Source organism: Pedobacter terrae, from assembly GCF_900100705.1.
GTDB classification, from domain to species: Bacteria; Bacteroidota; Bacteroidia; order Sphingobacteriales; family Sphingobacteriaceae; genus Pedobacter; species Pedobacter terrae.
This window is the reverse complement of record NZ_FNCH01000003.1, coordinates 114,875-130,466: the sequence shown is the minus strand read 5'-3', so window position 1 is coordinate 130,466 and position 15,592 is coordinate 114,875. Positions and strand designations below refer to the sequence as shown.

The window sequence follows — 15,592 nt, the reverse complement described above, 5'->3', positions numbered from 1 at the left end:
TTAGATTACTGTTTAGTTTTGATGTAGTACGAGTACACTACTTTATCTACAGGTTTAAGTTCCTGTAAAGTATTTTTTATAGATTCTGACAAAGCTGTATTAGCGGTATTTTTAGCATTTACCCATTCGAATTTGGCCATTTTGCCCCCCTGCAGATTTGGTGTGGCCGTGTTTGATAAAATATCTACCCTGATCAAACCTTCCGGATTATGGATGCTGGCTACACTGAATTTAGGGTCGAAGGCAACACCAAATTCTACGTGTTTTGGGTTAGATGCCCTGGTATTGGTAAAAAGGGTTTGGTTAAGGGTAAAAACCTCATTGAGCGGGCTTGAGGCCTGTGCTTTATAAATCCATTGTTCTTTTAATTTCCCGTCGGTATTGTAACATGCCAGTGCAATTGCATCCTTTTCCTGATCAGAAAACTTAGCCTCGCCATTATTGCCTTTGGTTAATTTGGGTTTGTGTTTTTTAGCTTCATCTGCTTTTGCAAAGTTTTCAAAATCAGTAGTTACATCCGAAACTTTTACGCTGAAGTTTCCAAAAGTGTAACTATCTTCATTACTGAGGTCGATAAAAAGTTTCCTGAAAAAATCGTTAAACTGGTTTTGCCCAGCATAAGTACTGTGCAGTTGGTCGATGCTTTTCCAATCTAATCCAAGTGGATAAAACTCGAAGTTAAACCCGTTTTTAAGTCCATTAATGTAACCCTCTTTTAAATCGAGTATATTTTTGGCTTTGTCTGATTTCGCGTCATCATCATAAAAAATACCACCTGATTTTTCGGAAGGATATCCGGTTGACAGTTGATAAGCACTGTTCGATAAATCAAACCTGGTTGTTGATGGTGAAAGTTTCGGTTCGAGTTTTGAAATCATACTTCCTGCATCCGGATGGGCACAACTGAATATGGTAAAATAGAGGTGTTTATTCACCTTGCCCTCTTTGTAATCAGCAATAAAAAAGTGAATGGAATTTCCTTTTTCAATCCACCTGGAGAATGGGATTTTTAAAAAGGCGGTACTGGTCACCTCCATGTTTTTTTGCCATTCCTCAAAATCGGTAATCAAAAGTGCATCGCTATTACCAGCCACAATTTTTTCTACCGCTGATTGCAAAGGCGCCCAAATACCGGCGTATTGTTTTGGGTCGCTTACCTGTTGACCCAGTTCGGTGGTATTAGCTACATTGAGCAATGAGATTTTGTTGGAACCTAATTTGTAAACTTCAAACTGCTGGGCCAGAATAGTGTTAAAGCAGGCCGACATCATACTTTTAATCGTAGGATCATTAAAAGCCTTATTTATTCCAGATGAGAAATCAATATAAAGTGCCGGAGTACCTTTTTTGGTCTCATCTGGTGTATTAGCATTATGGTACGATTGGATACGTCTTCCTAAATCCTGATCATAAGGGTTGAAATTTGTAGCTGCGAAGGGATCTTCTGATCGGGATTCTCCGGAACCTTTACAAGCTGAAATTGCAAATAGCCCCAATAATCCCATTATCCTGATAAAGTTCCGGGTATTGCCTGTTTTCATAATTTATACATTTTAGTGCTTTGAGTATGGTTTAGTTGACCAAAAGTATAAGCACGGCAACGGCAATCCTTACGGAAAACCGTAAAGGGAAAATTACAGGCGATAAAATTTTGATTTAATTTTAAGAAACCATCACATTTCTACGCATTCAAACCAATCAGCTCAAGCTAAACTGCTCTACATCATTTGCTAATGCTTTCAAAATGTATACTGGTTACGTTGTACCATCCCCTCTAAACCTAATAGTGGAGGTTATTAATGATTTAGGACATATGGATATGCGACCTCGTCTAAAAAAAATAAATATGAAAATTCTTTACCTGCGTAGGTAGGTAAGGGATTTACAATCTTTTCGCATGAATCGTTCTGCCCTGAATAAAAATCAGCTCTTTTATTAATCCATTCTGATCTTTTACAAATTCCATACTGGCCTGAATCGTTTTAAAAAAGAACTTGTTATTGCTTTCTGGAAAGGCCTCTATCCTGGGCTGACCGGTTGCCTGTACGAAAACCCTTTTACCCTCGCGGCTTACGGTTAATACCAATTCGGGGGTGAGCTGGTAATTGCCCAGATAACGATCCAGATCCTGATCAGAAACCTCAGCGAGGGTTACTTTTTTGGTTTTGCTTAAGCCCTTAAAACCATATACCGTGGAAATGCTGTTGATCAGCTCCTGAACAATTTCTCCGTTATCTGAATTAACCATCACTATCAGACCATTCCCACCCTCAAAGCTCCCATAGTATCCGCCGGTAAACCCTGCATTCCCCGCACCATGGCCAAAGTATTTTACTCCATTGTAATCTTCCACAAAAACGCCCAATGCAGCACCATTTTTGTTCATGTAAGGACTGAGGCGTAACTTTGTTGTCTCCTCATCAAGCACCTTTGCCGATTTACCCTGGTAGGCAAGCTGGGTTTCGATGATATATTTGGCCAGGTCTGTAGGGTTGGTCCATAAACCGGCGGCAGCCTGCTCCGGATAAATATGATATTTGCCTTTCACCTCTTTCCCATCCCCGTCGAATCCTGCGGAGAGTAATGACTGGCTGATGCCTGTTGGTGGATGTGCAAAAGTGCTGCTAAGCATGCCCAGCGGTTTTAATACCTGGTCCCTTAAATAGTTTTCATACTTTTCTCCGGTAACATCGGTGAGTACCAGCTGAGAAATGGTTGTGCCCCCACCGGAATATTCCTGGCGGCTGCCCGGAGGGAAAAGTGAATGTACCGCATCTGAATTGGCCGGTGATTCGCCATTTAAAATTTGAATGACAGAAGGTAGCGGCTTACCTGCCTCATAACCTGCAAAGCCATGCACATTTAAGCCGGCAGTATGGCTGAGCAGATTGGCCATATTGATTTTCTTTCCCTTCGAAATCGAATCGTAAGGGAATTTCCAGCTTTTGAGATAAGTATTAATATCTGCATATAAATCCAGCTTGCGATTTTTAAATAGCTTTAAGATGGCCAGGCTGTTCAGCGATTTACTGATAGATGCTGCCTGAAAAAGCGTTTTATCGGTTACCGGGATTTTCTTTTCTGGATCTGCAAAGCCATAGCCCTTTGCAAAATCGACCTTATAATCCTTAATTACCGCGATGCTGAGTCCCTGCACCTTAAAATGTTTCATGCGCTCGAGCAAATTCGCAGCAGCGGAATCGCCGGTCTGGATATTCTCCGTAAGCCCGTTCTCCACCTGTTTGATCCGGTCTTCGACGGTGGATTGCGCAAGGCTAATGTTAAAACTGAAAACCGAAAAAAACAAAACCAGGCAGGTAGTTAATTCATAGGATTTCTGAGTGGTCGCCTTAAGGCTGCCCAAATAGGCTTTTACGGTATTTTTCATAACATGTTATATCGGTATAATTCAATTAGTATGATACGCATAATACAGAAATATTCCTGGAATTCGATCACTTAAACAAAAAAAGCCGCCCAAATAGGGTGGCTCTGTTTATCGAAATGAGAATAGATCCTATTTTGCTAAAACCATTGCATTTTGCTCTGCTTTCATGATCGCCTCAGAAGCATATGATGATGATTGAAGACTGGCGAAGTCAGCTAATTTTACATTTTTTCTATTGCTTACAATCATGGTGCTTTGATCTGCAGTACCATTTAACTTTAATACCGCATCTTCTTTAACTACTGTATATAAGCTACCTGCTGTAGTTCTGATTTTTGCGGTAGCACTTTGGCTTAAAAATAACTGCAGGTTTTTTACCTCAAAGTTGTTACTGGTGACCACAACCGATTGACCATAAGCTTCAATTCTTTCTAAATCTTTTACGGTAATAGTTAATGTTACCTGACTGGTTTCCATTGAATTGATAAACAAGGTTTTTCCATCAGTGGTTACTGATGTTTTTGCAGCATCGTAATTGCTTGCGCCTGCTACGTTTTGTTTTTCACCTTGTGTTAAGATCAATTTTACATTACCGCTTACCCAGATCCTGTTGAATGTGGATAAGGAAGTAGTTTTTATTTCTGCTTTAACAGGCTCAGCGGCAAAAGTTGCCATGGCTGATGAAGTAAATACTACGGCTGTTAATGCTGCTGCGAATAAGGTTTTGGCTAAAGTTTTCATATCTTTAATATTTTAAGTTCTTTGTTATTGTTTTGTTATTAAGACGACGTTGTGCCGTAAACGTTGCAGGCAAAAACGCTGTATTATACCAGCATCAGTAACTACTAGACCAACGCCTGTAATTTCTAGACGAACGGTTAGGGTAATTCTCCGGTACTTTGAGCATTTAAGGCTAAGGCCGCATCATTAAGGGATGAGTTTGAATAGTTCCAGAATAAGCCATGATCCTCAAAATAAAGAACTTTGGCTAATCGGAAACCCGAGGGGTCGGTATCCACATAGATATTCCGGTTCTCTACACAATTAGTGATTTAATCAACAAAACCCATCCTATTCTGAAAAGGGCATTATAATTATTAATCTCGAAGAGATAAAAGATTAAATCAGAAAGGTACTTGTCAAATCCCTTCATATCTTTGAAAGGCTCTATGATTGACTGTACAAACCTTCAGCCTCCCCCGATAGTATTTTAATGAACAGCCTGAGGATTCATAGAAACCAATGTGTTATTTACAAACAACAATTTAAAGAATTTGTAGGTGTGAGGATAAAAAAGCAAAATCTTCAGATACAGAATCAGCCGGTAAATTTTATTATCTAAAAGGCAGAAAATATCGGGTCTTCTTTCGACATTTCAACCCGACAGTATTTCAAATTTTAATGTACCAAGGAGTCTGAAACGATACCAATGGCTTTGCTTTTAATTCCAAGATGGGTAGGAGGAACCTGTAGCTTTGTCAGCTCATTTGCACTCAAAGAATGTTAGCGGAAAATTCTATGAACCGGAGTTTTTAAAGAAGAAAATGAATATTGATAGGATTGAGAAGTTTACCAATACAGAAAATTACATATTTGAGAATGAAATTTTCACCTCATCAATATACAATCAAGCTAAAAATAATTAATATTATTACAAAACTTTCAGCTGATTACAGCCTGTCCACATGCCTCATACTACAACATTTCATTGAGTTGGGCCTTTAAACCTTTTAGATCACCTTTGAGATACGCAATTTCCGTACCCCTTTGACTTAGCATCTTTTCTTTCGAAGTATTTACATCCCCCTCATTAATGGTATTTTACAATTCTTGGAAGGCCACTAATTTATCAAGGTTAGTAGAATAAATTTTATATCCTAATTTAAAGGGATATTTAGCTGAATATAAAGCCCGTAGCAACTTTAAAGATTGATACGGGCTATTTTATCTTTAATGCGATCAAAAAAAAATTACAATATTAAAGCTGGTTAGTATTGCTTGACTGGTTTTGCCAAAAAGGTTTTAATAATTGTTGTTCTTGCAGCGCTACTATTATTTGGAACGACATCAAACGATATCCTTATGTATAAATTAGCTGGCGCTTCAAATGTTTTAAGTGGGGTAACAAAAGAAATATAAGAAAAATTTGTATAAGCTATAGTTGATTCATCCAGGTATTCTTTATTACCTACAACCTCAGCTGGCTGACGGCTTCCGGTTACACTTAGTAACACTACTTCTTTTTTTAAATTCTGAATAGTTGCTCCATTAGCGTTTCCATTGATAACTGCTGGATTAAATACAATATTAAATGATGCTTGATCAAGATCGTAACCGTATATGTAGGTATTCATTTTACTAGGTACATCTGATGGTTCCTCAACTGGAGGGATAATCTTATAAATATTTACAGTGGGCGTGTTACTGATATTAAAAACACCAAGCGAAGCCGGATAGTTAGGTATATAATCAGGAGCTATATTTTCTAAACCTTGAGTATTTGAAATGAATACCACAGGATTAAACATTCCCTCCGGGCTTTGGGTTATACTACCATTGAGATTGATTTGCGTATTCAGCTTTAAATTTACTTTTTGTTCACTAAATCCAGGGTCATTACTTCCTCCTTTAATAGCCCCCAGTACCGCATTAAAAATACTCTTACCGCCACTTTTATTCTCTCCCTTAGCAGCCTCCTCTACCCCTGTTTTTACATCTGCTAATTTAAAAGGTCCTAAATTTTTAGAGAAAAAATTATTTAGTGCCTTGGAACCCACAGCTAAAATACCCAATTGGCCAACACCAACAGATATCGCACCTTTTAAAAGTGTTCCAAAAAGACCACTACCTGTTGGATTTGGGGTCTGGATAGTGCCATCAATGGTTCCTTTTTGAGTGCCATTAAGTGTGATTTGGCTTACAGAAGTAGAGTACATGCTCCATCTCAACTGATTTGCTACGTAGCTTGTACTGGAAAGCATGGGGTCATAAGCCAATTCAAACTCTTCAGCATACCATGTTCCACTTTGAACAATTTTTTCATTTTGCACCTTGGTAGATACGGTATTAAGTTGGTCAAAATTTACCAATTCACCTTGTTCAAAATTAAGAATACTGGAGGTATTAGTGGTCCCTCTTAAATCGAGTTGAAAGGTAACCACATCAGTAGAGGCACCAGATTTTGGAATCATGTAGTAATATAACCGCATCAGCCCCCGATATCGATTATAAATAATGAAAAAAGGATCATTTGCTTTCCTTGCTGTAGTAAAAGTATTATAATATAATTCCCATCCATCAGCGCCTCTATAATCATCAAGATATTGAACGGGAAATGACCTTCCTGTTCCTCCGGCCCATGGAGCAGGCACAGTTTCAGTTGGCCCATAAGGAAATGCCGACAGTTGATCGAATGCCAGGTTAGGCGATGGGAGCCCCATAACCTTATTAGGATTCACAAAATTTTCTGTATTGTTCTTGGAGTCAACTAATTCAGACTTGGAACACGAATTAAAAAGTAATGCTGTAATTGTAGTTAGCCCGAGTAGGCTTCTTAATAAAGTTTGTTTCATAATGTATATTAGGTATATAAGCTGTTATAAATTAAGATTAATGCAGCCAGCCTTATTTAAGAGAATACAAAGATGGCCTATGGATAGAACGAATCTATCCGACTGGATCTAAAGCCATAGTGAATAAAGCTCTCTTTATTGATATAGGTTTGAGGCGAAATTATTTTAACTGATGAGGTTTTAAACATTTAAGTTGACTGACTTGAAGCTTGCGAAGGTATAAAATGTAGCTGTAAAAAACAAAATGATGACTATTTTAACTAATTTATCACATATACTTTATATGACAACACTGAAGTAACTCCCCAGGTTACGGACAGCTGCCAATTACATGTAAAGCAACCGGTAAGCCTGATCAAAACCATAGGCTACTTTTTGCAAGACCGAAATTAAGAACGAGTATTACCCCATCTGTCCGTGGTCTCGAGCCTGAGGGTTGCGGCTAAGGAGACTACGGACTATTAATAGAAGCTTATTCATTTCTATTTATAATCTAGCTTTATCTCTCCATGCACGTTTGATTACAAAATTCTAATAGATACTGTTTTAATTACCTGCTCTGCCAGAAATACATTATTAAGAAAATATTTATTATTGCTACCTCATCAAAAGCCAAAAAATGCACAAGAAATTATTTATGGTCATAACCCTGCTTACTATTGGTATTGCAGTTTTTGCACAAAGCTCTAAAAAAGAAGTTCCTAAACTTAATGAGAACGCTATACTTTTCATCGATATAGCCGCTTAGTTATAGAAATTAAGCACCAGCCCAAGGGAAAGCTTTTCCTGAAAAATATCAAGACACCAGAAAATGTCGGTTAGCCACCCTAAATTACATTCGAATCCTATTTTAGAATATTAGCATATTCATACGGATGCATGTTTACCGTTAAATTTTAGTTAATTCCATTTGTAATGGTCTGAAATACTAATTACTAAAAGTGCAGATTATGAATGAATTGAAACAAAAAAAGCCACCCAGTTGAGCAGCTTTAGCTTATTTGATTGATATGTTTATTTTGCTAAAACCATTGCATTTTGCTCCGCTTTCATGATCGCTTCAGAAGCATAGGATGCAGATTTAAGACTGGCAAAGTCGGCTAATTTTAAATTTTTCCTGTTACTTGCAATCATTGTACTTTCACCGGCAGTACCATTTAGTTTTAATACTGCATCATCTTTAACAATGGTATATAAACTGCCTGCTGTAGTTTTTATCTTCGCTGTAGCGCTCTGGTTTAAAAATAACTGCAGGTATTTTACATCGAAATTATTACTGGTTACCACAACCGATTGACCATAAGCTTCGATTCTTTCTAAATCCTTTACGGTAATATTTAACGTTACCTGACTTGTTTCCATTGAATTGATGAATAAGGTTTTTCCATCAGTGGTTACTGAAGTTTTTGCAGCATCGTAGTTGCTCTCGCCCGCTACAGTTTGTTTTTCACCTTGTGTTAAGATGAGTTTTACATTACCGCTTACCCAGATCCTGTTGAATGTAGATAGGGAAGAAGTTTTGGTTTCTGCTTTAACGGGCTCGTTGGCAAAAGTGGCCATGGCTGATGAAGTGAACACTACTGCTGTTAATGCTACTGCGAATAAGGTTTTTGTTAAGGTTTTCATATCTTTAATATTTTAAGTTCTTTGTTCTTGTTTTGTTATTAAGACGCCGTTGTGCCGTAAACGTTGCAGGCAAAAAGCTTGTATTATACCATTGTTGGTAACCAGTAGACCAACGCCCGTAATTTCTAGACGAACGCCTGTTAAATTTTATCGTTATTTTTAATCTGTTGTATACGCCCGTATCTATCCATAGCAGCCAGCCCTGTTTAGGGTATATATCACTTATATATTTGGTTCTGCCTGTTTCATATCTGATGTAATCGGGTTTAATAATCACAATACAATAGGAGATAAATTTAACCAGAGCAGCGGAGATGAGCTACAGAAGCAAATTAATTGAGCTGTACAAGCAATCTGATTGAGATTTGATCACAGATATTTGTATTATGAAAAACATCAATAAAATTCAATTAGGCCAGAATGGCCCATTGGTATCAGGCTTGGGGCTAGGCTGCATGCGTATGTCTTCCATTTGGGGAGGACCAACACCTGATGAAGAAGAAAGTATTGCCACGATAAAGGAAGCTTTGGATCTTGGCATCAATTTTTTGAACACCGGCGATTTTTATGGCGCAGGCCATAACGAAATGCTGATTGGAAAAGCGATTAAAGGAAGGCGCGATGACGCTTTCATCAGCGTGAAGTTTGGCGCCATCTTTCATAACGGTCAATGGTTAGGAATGGACCTCAGGCCAAATTCGATCATGAATTTCGTTAATTACTCGCTAACGCGCCTCGGCATTGAAACCATCGACCTTTATCAACCCAGCCGGATGGATGATAGCGTGCCCGTGGAAGATATTATTGGCACTGTGGCCGATCTGGTGAAGGAAGGCAAAATTAAACACATTGGTGTTTCTGAAATTACCGCAGCGCAACTTCGGCAAGCCAATGAGGTGCACCCCATAAGTGCATTAGAAATTGGCTATTCGCTTGCTGAACGACAGATAGAAAATGAATTGCTGCCGGCCGCTAAGGAATTGGGCATTGCCATTGTAGCTTTCGCGAATACGGCAGAGGGCTTGCTCACCGGCGAAATGACTGCACCACTTCCGGATAATGATTACCGCAACCATTTCTCGCGTTTCCAGAATGGAAATCTCATACATAACCTTGAAAAGGTTGAGGTACTGAAACATTTAGCCATTACAAAAGGGGTTACGCCAACACAACTTGCCATTGCCTGGGTAAAAGCGCAGGGCAACCAGATTATGCCATTGGTAAGCATGAGCAAGCGATCGCGTTTGGCCGAAAATATCGAAGCAATGGAAATCAGCTTCACTCCAGAAGAAATGAATACATTAAATACTACTTTTGCAATAGGGGCCATTAAAGGTGGTACCTACTTAGCACGATAAATGGAAAGTCCGGCCGAAATTCTTCCTGGTGTAATCTTTTATTCCTACCTGTCAACCGAAAGGAAACAGAAGGCATGCTTTTGGAATCACCATACCCTGATATTACAGGTTTCAGGACAATTTACGCTGGAAACCTCTGCTCAAACCATATCAATGGGTGCGGGAGAAATGTTGCTGATCGGTAAAAATCAGCTGGGTACGCTGATCAAAACACCTGGTGACGGAGGCAGCTATGAAACCATTGTAATCTCGTTACAGGAAGACCTGATGCGCAAAATTGCATTGGAGGAAAAACTGGAATCTGGCGGGAAGTATACAGGCCCGCCAAACCTTCTGATTCCCTCCAATGAATTTTTGCAGGGCTATTTTCATTCCATTGTTCCGTATGCCAGAAGTTCAGGAGCCTCCATGACGGATGAAATGGGTATTTTGAAGGTAAAAGAGGGTGTTAAATTATTGCTGCTGGCAATGCCGATATTGCGAAGCTTTTTATTTGATTATTCAGAACCCTATAAAATAGATCTGGAAAAGTTCATGCTCAATAACTTTCAGTTTAATGTGCCTGTAGAAAAATTTGCCCAACTTACCGGCCGCAGCCTGGCTGGGTTTAAGCGTGATTTTCAAAAAAAATTCGACCTTCCACCCCGCCAATGGCTACTCTCTAAACGGCTTGAAGCTGCCAAATTTTTAATTGAGCATAAACAGCAAAAGCCTTCAGCGATCTATCTGGATTTAGGCTTCGAAAGCCTTTCGCATTTTTCGCATGCCTTTAAAAAGAAATTCGGATTAGCGCCTAGCGAACTTACTTACCTCGAAATAGCCAGGCAAGTATAACCACAGGCAGTTAAAGCACCTGGTATCAAGCTGGCAACTTCTTAAATAGGAAAAACCATGCGTCTTAACAGGTCACAAAACTTAGCATTACTTCTCCAATAACCATGCTTTGGCAGCGCCAATTACACGGTCATTCCTGTTGTTAGAAAGGTCATCAATAAAAACATCGGGTTTAATGTCTTCAGGATAGCCTTTTCCATTGCGGTCGGCTACGTAGCTTCTGGCCAATTGCAACTGGCCACCATTGGACAGATTGAAGGTATAGTTAGCGGTGGTATATCCGGCTGATGTTTGCCCAAAAGATTTAACATTGGGCAGCCCCAGTAGGGAAACTGCTGTCATTTCGCCACTGCTTCCGGTTCTGGCATCTATCAATACAGCGATTTTTACCGTGTTGTTTTTAATTTTATAAGTACTGATGTTTGCTGGCTTACCCGAAATTTTACCATTTTCATTTGGCCAGGGCTGCTTCTTTTCGGTGTTGCCAACTACAAAATAGCCTGCTGTACCATCAACAATCAGCGCATTCAGCCCGGCGAGCATAGGCCACATGTTACCACCTGTATTATGGCGCAGATCTACAATCCAGCCTGCAATATTGTTTTGCGTATCTAATTTTTGAATGATCCGACGGATGGTATCGGCAAAAAGAGCATCTTTCGTTTCATCAAAGCTCAAACACCTTGGTACCTTAACCCAGGCAACCCCATCTCCCAGATAGTCGCCCTGCGGCCATTCTACCACTGGCGCCTCAGCAATCTGCTTCATCCGTTTTCCGGAAATAAAAAAAGAGTGTTTATCGCCGGCTGCCCTTAGCTTCTTAGTATAGAACTGATAAAGCATCTGCTGGTTGGTAGAATCGTTGTTGGTTAACGATAGTGTTTTGCTTTCCTCTTCTATACTTCGCCAATCCAATTTGTTGCTAAACATGGAATTATTTTTCAGTATGGTGAAAATTTCTTTATTTAATTTCACTGTACCACGGCCCGGTGAGTTGTTTTGGCTATAAACGGGACTATGAAATACTCCACACAAGATGATTAATAGATAGGCTTGGATCTTCATTATTTTCTGTTTAAATATAAATTAATTAGTACTAGAGAGTATTAATATATTTTGAAGATGCGGAATTAATGAAAAAGGTTGCACAGGAAAACGTATTAAATGGCTTTACCGATCACTGCCATTTGAGAGATACACGATATACGCAGCTACTTTCACACTAAATTAGGAAATAGGTGTGATCAACAAAAACCCCCTTTAGGAAGAATCTAAAGGGGGTTTAAAGCAGTGGTCCCGACGAGAATCGAACTCATATCTAAAGTTTAGGAAACTTCTATTCTATCCGTTGAACTACGGGACCATTTTATTTTTCAAATATCGCCTTCCTGAAGCAGATTTAAAATATTTTTCTCTTTTAATTGCTTCATCCCTTGTTGGGAATTCTTCATAATAAAAAATTATGAAGGGGAGATAAGCCTTATTTGACTTCGTCTTACCTGCGTTATGCTCTTTTAATCGTTTATCTAAATCTTCACAATGTCATTTATAAAAATAATCAAAGTGTACACTTTTAATTACATAGGCAAAGTAACTCATATCTAAAGTTTAGAAAACCTCTATTCCCTGCCCGATTACGTCGTTCAGGCTGGTATCCGTTGAACTACGGGACCATTTTGTTGCGCAAATATAGTAAAAGTTTTGTCGCAAGAGAATTCATTTTAACAAGCAGTTATCTGAAGGAAATTGTCTTTAAAAACGCAAAGAATAATGATAACAGACCTCTATCGGACGAACTGGTATTTTTTTAGTTGCGTTATTAAAACTGTACTACTCACCATAATAAATCATTTCAATAGCCTCATCTTTGTTTTATTAAATTGATTAAGAATATGAAACTAACAAAAAATAAAATCCTGATTACGGGAGGGGCAACCGGGATTGGTTTCGGACTGGCTGAAAGGTTTATCCGTGAAAACAATACCGTGATTATCTGTGGACGAAGAGCATCTGCTTTAAAAGAAGCCGCAGAAAAACTACCTTCGGTTATCACTAAAGTATGCGATTTGGCTGTTGAAGCAGACCGGATTGAACTGTACAACTGGGTTGCTGAACATCATGCCGATTTAAATGTACTGGTTAATAATGCCGGCATTCAGAACTGGATGAACATGAGCGACAACGATTTTTACGAAAAGGCAGGCGCAGAAATTACGACGAATATTTTAGCACCACTCCATTTAACAAAATTGTTTAGTCAGCTAAATTCGTTAGACACCATTATTAACGTAACATCGGGATTGGCATTTGTGCCTTTAGCAGCAGTGCCTGTTTACTGTGGAACTAAAGCATTTATGCGATCTTTTACACTTTCCCTACGCCATAGCCTAAAAGCTTCTAATATCGAGGTTATTGAAATGATTCCACCAGCTTTAAATACTGAATTGGGCGGTAAAGGGTTACATGATGCATATCCATCGGTAAGCGACTTTGTAGACTCGGTATTTGAGCAGATGGGAGAAGGCAAAACAGAATTAACTTTTGGCACCAGTACAGACAGAGCAGAAGCTAACAACGAAACCATAGCCGCCTATTTTAAGCGGATGAACCCCTAATGTCAGAAACAGGACTTACACCGGATAAAAAAAAGCCATTCGAATAATCCCGAATGGCTTAATATTTTTAGTAAAAGTACATATTACCTGATTACACTGCCCTCTTGAAATTTTTCTACAGGTGCCACAAAAGTGAGTTTGCCTTCTGCGTTTTCGGCCATCAAAATCATGCCCTGAGATAAAATACCTTTAATTTCTCTAGGTGCCAGATTCACTATCATACTTACCTGTTTACCTACAATATTTTCAGGTTTGTAATACTCGGCAATGCCAGAAACCACTGTCCGCTCATCAATACCTGTATTCACCGTTAACTTCAACAGCTTTTTGGTTTTTTCTACCTTCTCTGCGGCTACAATTGTGGCAACCCGGATATCCATTGCCGAAAAATCGTCAAACTGGATATTTTCTTTTGCCGGAGCAGCAACAACATTATTGGCTGCATTACTGGCTTTGCTTTGATTCAGTTTCTCGATCTGAAAATCGATTTCTGCATCTTCAATTTTATCAAATAAGAGCACAGCTTCTCCAATATCATGACCACGTTTTAACAGGTTAACGGTACCTGCATCATCCCAATCATGGCCGCCATTTTTAAGCATCTTCATTAACTTTTCTGCGGTAAAAGGCATAAAAGGCTCAATTAAAATCTGAATATTGGCCGCAATTTGAAGCGCAATATGCAAGATTGTCCTTACACGGTCCTCGTCAGTTTTAATGAGTTTCCAGGGCTCGGTTTCGGCCAGGTATTTATTCCCTAAACGGGCAACGTTCATTACTTCTGATAAAGCCTCTCTAAAGCGGTAGTTCTCTATAGATGCGGCAATTTTAGCCGGATAACCGGCCAGTTCGTCAATAACAGCCTGATCTACCTCAGTAATTTCCATACAGGTTGGTACCGAACCATCGAAATATTTATGCGTAAGCACCACCACCCGGTTTACAAAATTACCCAGTATGGCTACCAGCTCATTATTATTTCTGGCCTGAAAATCTTTCCAGGTAAAATCATTGTCCTTAGTTTCGGGCGCTGTTGCGGTTAATACATAACGCAGTACATCTTGTTTTCCTTCAAACTCTCTTAAATATTCATTCAACCAAACGGCCCAATTTTTAGACGTGGAGATTTTTTGTCCTTCCAGGTTTAAGAATTCGTTTGCCGGCACATTATCGGCCAAAGTATATTCACCATGCGCCATTAACATCGCAGGGAAAATAATGCAATGGAAAACGATATTATCTTTACCGATAAAGTGCACCAACTTGGTTTCGTCGCTTTTCCAGTATTCTTCCCAACCACATTTGTCATTTTCGTAATTGCTGATATAATATTCTTCTGCTTTTGGGTTCCACACATCAAGCTTGGCATAGTTACACAGCTCTTTGGTTGCAGAAATATATCCGATTGGCGCATCAAACCACACATACAATACTTTACCTTCAGCATCACGAAGCGGAACACGTACACCCCAATCTAAATCTCTGGTCATTGCCCTTGGCTGCAAACCTGCATTTAACCAGCTTTGGCATTGGCCGTACACATTCGGGCGCCATTCTTTATGGCTTTCGATATAAGTCCGTAAACGATCTTCGTACTTATCCAGTGGCAGAAACCAGTTTTTAGTCTCCTTTAAGATAGGCTTATCGCCTGACAAGGTAGATTTTGGATGAATTAAATCGGTTGCATTCAATGTAGAACCGCAGTTTTCACACTGATCGCCATAAGCATTTTCATTGCCGCATTTAGGGCAGGTACCGGTAATGTACCGATCGGCCAAGAATTGTTTTGCAGTAGGATCGTAATATTGCTCGGTAACCTCTTCGGTAAAAACACCTTTATTGTAAAGGGTTTCGAAGAAATCAGCAGCGGTTTGGTGATGCGTAAGCGATGAAGTACGGTGATAAATATCGAAAGATACGCCAAACTCTTTAAAAGAATCGCCAATAATTTTGTGGTATTTATCTACCACTTCCTGCGGTGTAATTCCTTCTCTTTTGGCTTTTAAAGTAATGGGTACACCATTTTCATCAGATCCACAGATGAATTTTACATCGCGTTTATTCGATCTTAAATAACGGGCGTAAATATCTGCAGGGATATAAACACCAGCCAGGTGCCCAATATGAACTGGTCCGTTGGTATACGGAAGCGCTGCAGTTACGGTATATCTTTTTATTTTATTATTATCCAAAACAATT

Annotated in this window: 11 protein-coding genes, 1 tRNA gene and 1 pseudogene; 4 read left to right on the top strand and 9 right to left on the bottom strand. The window is 39.2% G+C overall.

The window, feature by feature from the left end; all coding sequences use genetic code 11:
- Positions 1-5 precede the first annotated feature (5 nt).
- The 4 genes from BLR60_RS05415 to BLR60_RS05400 all read right to left on the bottom strand — a co-directional run bounded on the left by BLR60_RS05415 (position 6) and on the right by BLR60_RS05400 (position 6,960).
- Positions 6-1,541 (bottom strand): hypothetical protein, encoded by a 1,536-nt coding sequence (locus tag BLR60_RS05415; protein WP_143009036.1) that lies wholly within the window; start codon positions 1,539-1,541, stop codon positions 6-8.
- Between the two features lie 341 nt (positions 1,542-1,882).
- The gene (locus tag BLR60_RS05410) at positions 1,883-3,388 is read right to left on the bottom strand and encodes a serine hydrolase (RefSeq protein ID WP_090497581.1); all 1,506 of its coding nucleotides are present in this window, start codon (positions 3,386-3,388) and stop codon (positions 1,883-1,885) included.
- Positions 3,389-3,517: 129 nt separating this feature from the next.
- Positions 3,518-4,129: a GIN domain-containing protein gene (locus BLR60_RS05405; protein WP_090497579.1), complete on the bottom strand. Its 612-nt coding sequence runs from the start codon at positions 4,127-4,129 to the stop codon at positions 3,518-3,520.
- 1,247 nt (positions 4,130-5,376) lie between these two features.
- On the bottom strand, positions 5,377-6,960 hold the full coding sequence (locus BLR60_RS05400) for a hypothetical protein (RefSeq protein WP_143009035.1): 1,584 nt from the start codon (positions 6,958-6,960) through the stop codon (positions 5,377-5,379).
- 619 nt (positions 6,961-7,579) lie between these two features.
- Between BLR60_RS05400 and BLR60_RS25295 the strand changes: the two genes are divergently transcribed.
- Positions 7,580-7,708, top strand: a complete 129-nt coding sequence (locus tag BLR60_RS25295; protein ID WP_262502248.1) for a hypothetical protein — start codon at positions 7,580-7,582, stop codon at positions 7,706-7,708.
- A 266-nt stretch (positions 7,709-7,974) separates the two neighbouring features.
- Here the strand turns inward: BLR60_RS25295 and BLR60_RS05395 are convergent, their stop codons facing one another.
- Entirely contained in the window at positions 7,975-8,586 is a 612-nt protein-coding gene (locus tag BLR60_RS05395) for a GIN domain-containing protein (protein WP_090497575.1), read from the bottom strand.
- Positions 8,587-8,972: 386 nt separating this feature from the next.
- Between BLR60_RS05395 and BLR60_RS05390 the strand changes: the two genes are divergently transcribed.
- A complete protein-coding gene (locus BLR60_RS05390; RefSeq protein ID WP_090497573.1) occupies positions 8,973-9,944 on the top strand; it encodes an aldo/keto reductase in 972 nt (323 codons plus the stop codon).
- On the top strand, positions 9,945-10,778 hold the full coding sequence (locus BLR60_RS05385) for a helix-turn-helix domain-containing protein (protein ID WP_090497571.1): 834 nt from the start codon (positions 9,945-9,947) through the stop codon (positions 10,776-10,778).
- Between the two features lie 87 nt (positions 10,779-10,865).
- Here BLR60_RS05385 and BLR60_RS05380 read toward each other — a convergent pair whose 3' ends face one another.
- The 3 genes and pseudogenes from BLR60_RS05380 to BLR60_RS25410 all read right to left on the bottom strand — a co-directional run.
- On the bottom strand, positions 10,866-11,843 hold the full coding sequence (locus BLR60_RS05380) for a S41 family peptidase (RefSeq protein WP_090497569.1): 978 nt from the start codon (positions 11,841-11,843) through the stop codon (positions 10,866-10,868).
- Between the two features lie 226 nt (positions 11,844-12,069).
- Positions 12,070-12,141: transfer RNA gene (locus tag BLR60_RS05375), tRNA-Arg, on the bottom strand.
- Positions 12,132-12,302: pseudogene (locus tag BLR60_RS25410) on the bottom strand (GIY-YIG nuclease family protein); the annotation flags it as partial. The gene BLR60_RS05375 and the pseudogene BLR60_RS25410, both read right to left, overlap by 10 nt.
- A 368-nt stretch (positions 12,303-12,670) precedes the next feature.
- Here BLR60_RS25410 and BLR60_RS05365 point away from each other — a divergent pair.
- Positions 12,671-13,393, top strand: coding sequence for an SDR family oxidoreductase (locus BLR60_RS05365; protein ID WP_090497567.1), 723 nt, complete (start codon positions 12,671-12,673; stop codon positions 13,391-13,393).
- A gap of 83 nt (positions 13,394-13,476) precedes the next feature.
- Here BLR60_RS05365 and metG read toward each other — a convergent pair whose 3' ends face one another.
- Positions 13,477-15,585: a methionine--tRNA ligase gene (gene metG / locus BLR60_RS05360; protein WP_090497565.1), complete on the bottom strand. Its 2,109-nt coding sequence runs from the start codon at positions 15,583-15,585 to the stop codon at positions 13,477-13,479.
- Positions 15,586-15,592 lie beyond the last annotated feature (7 nt).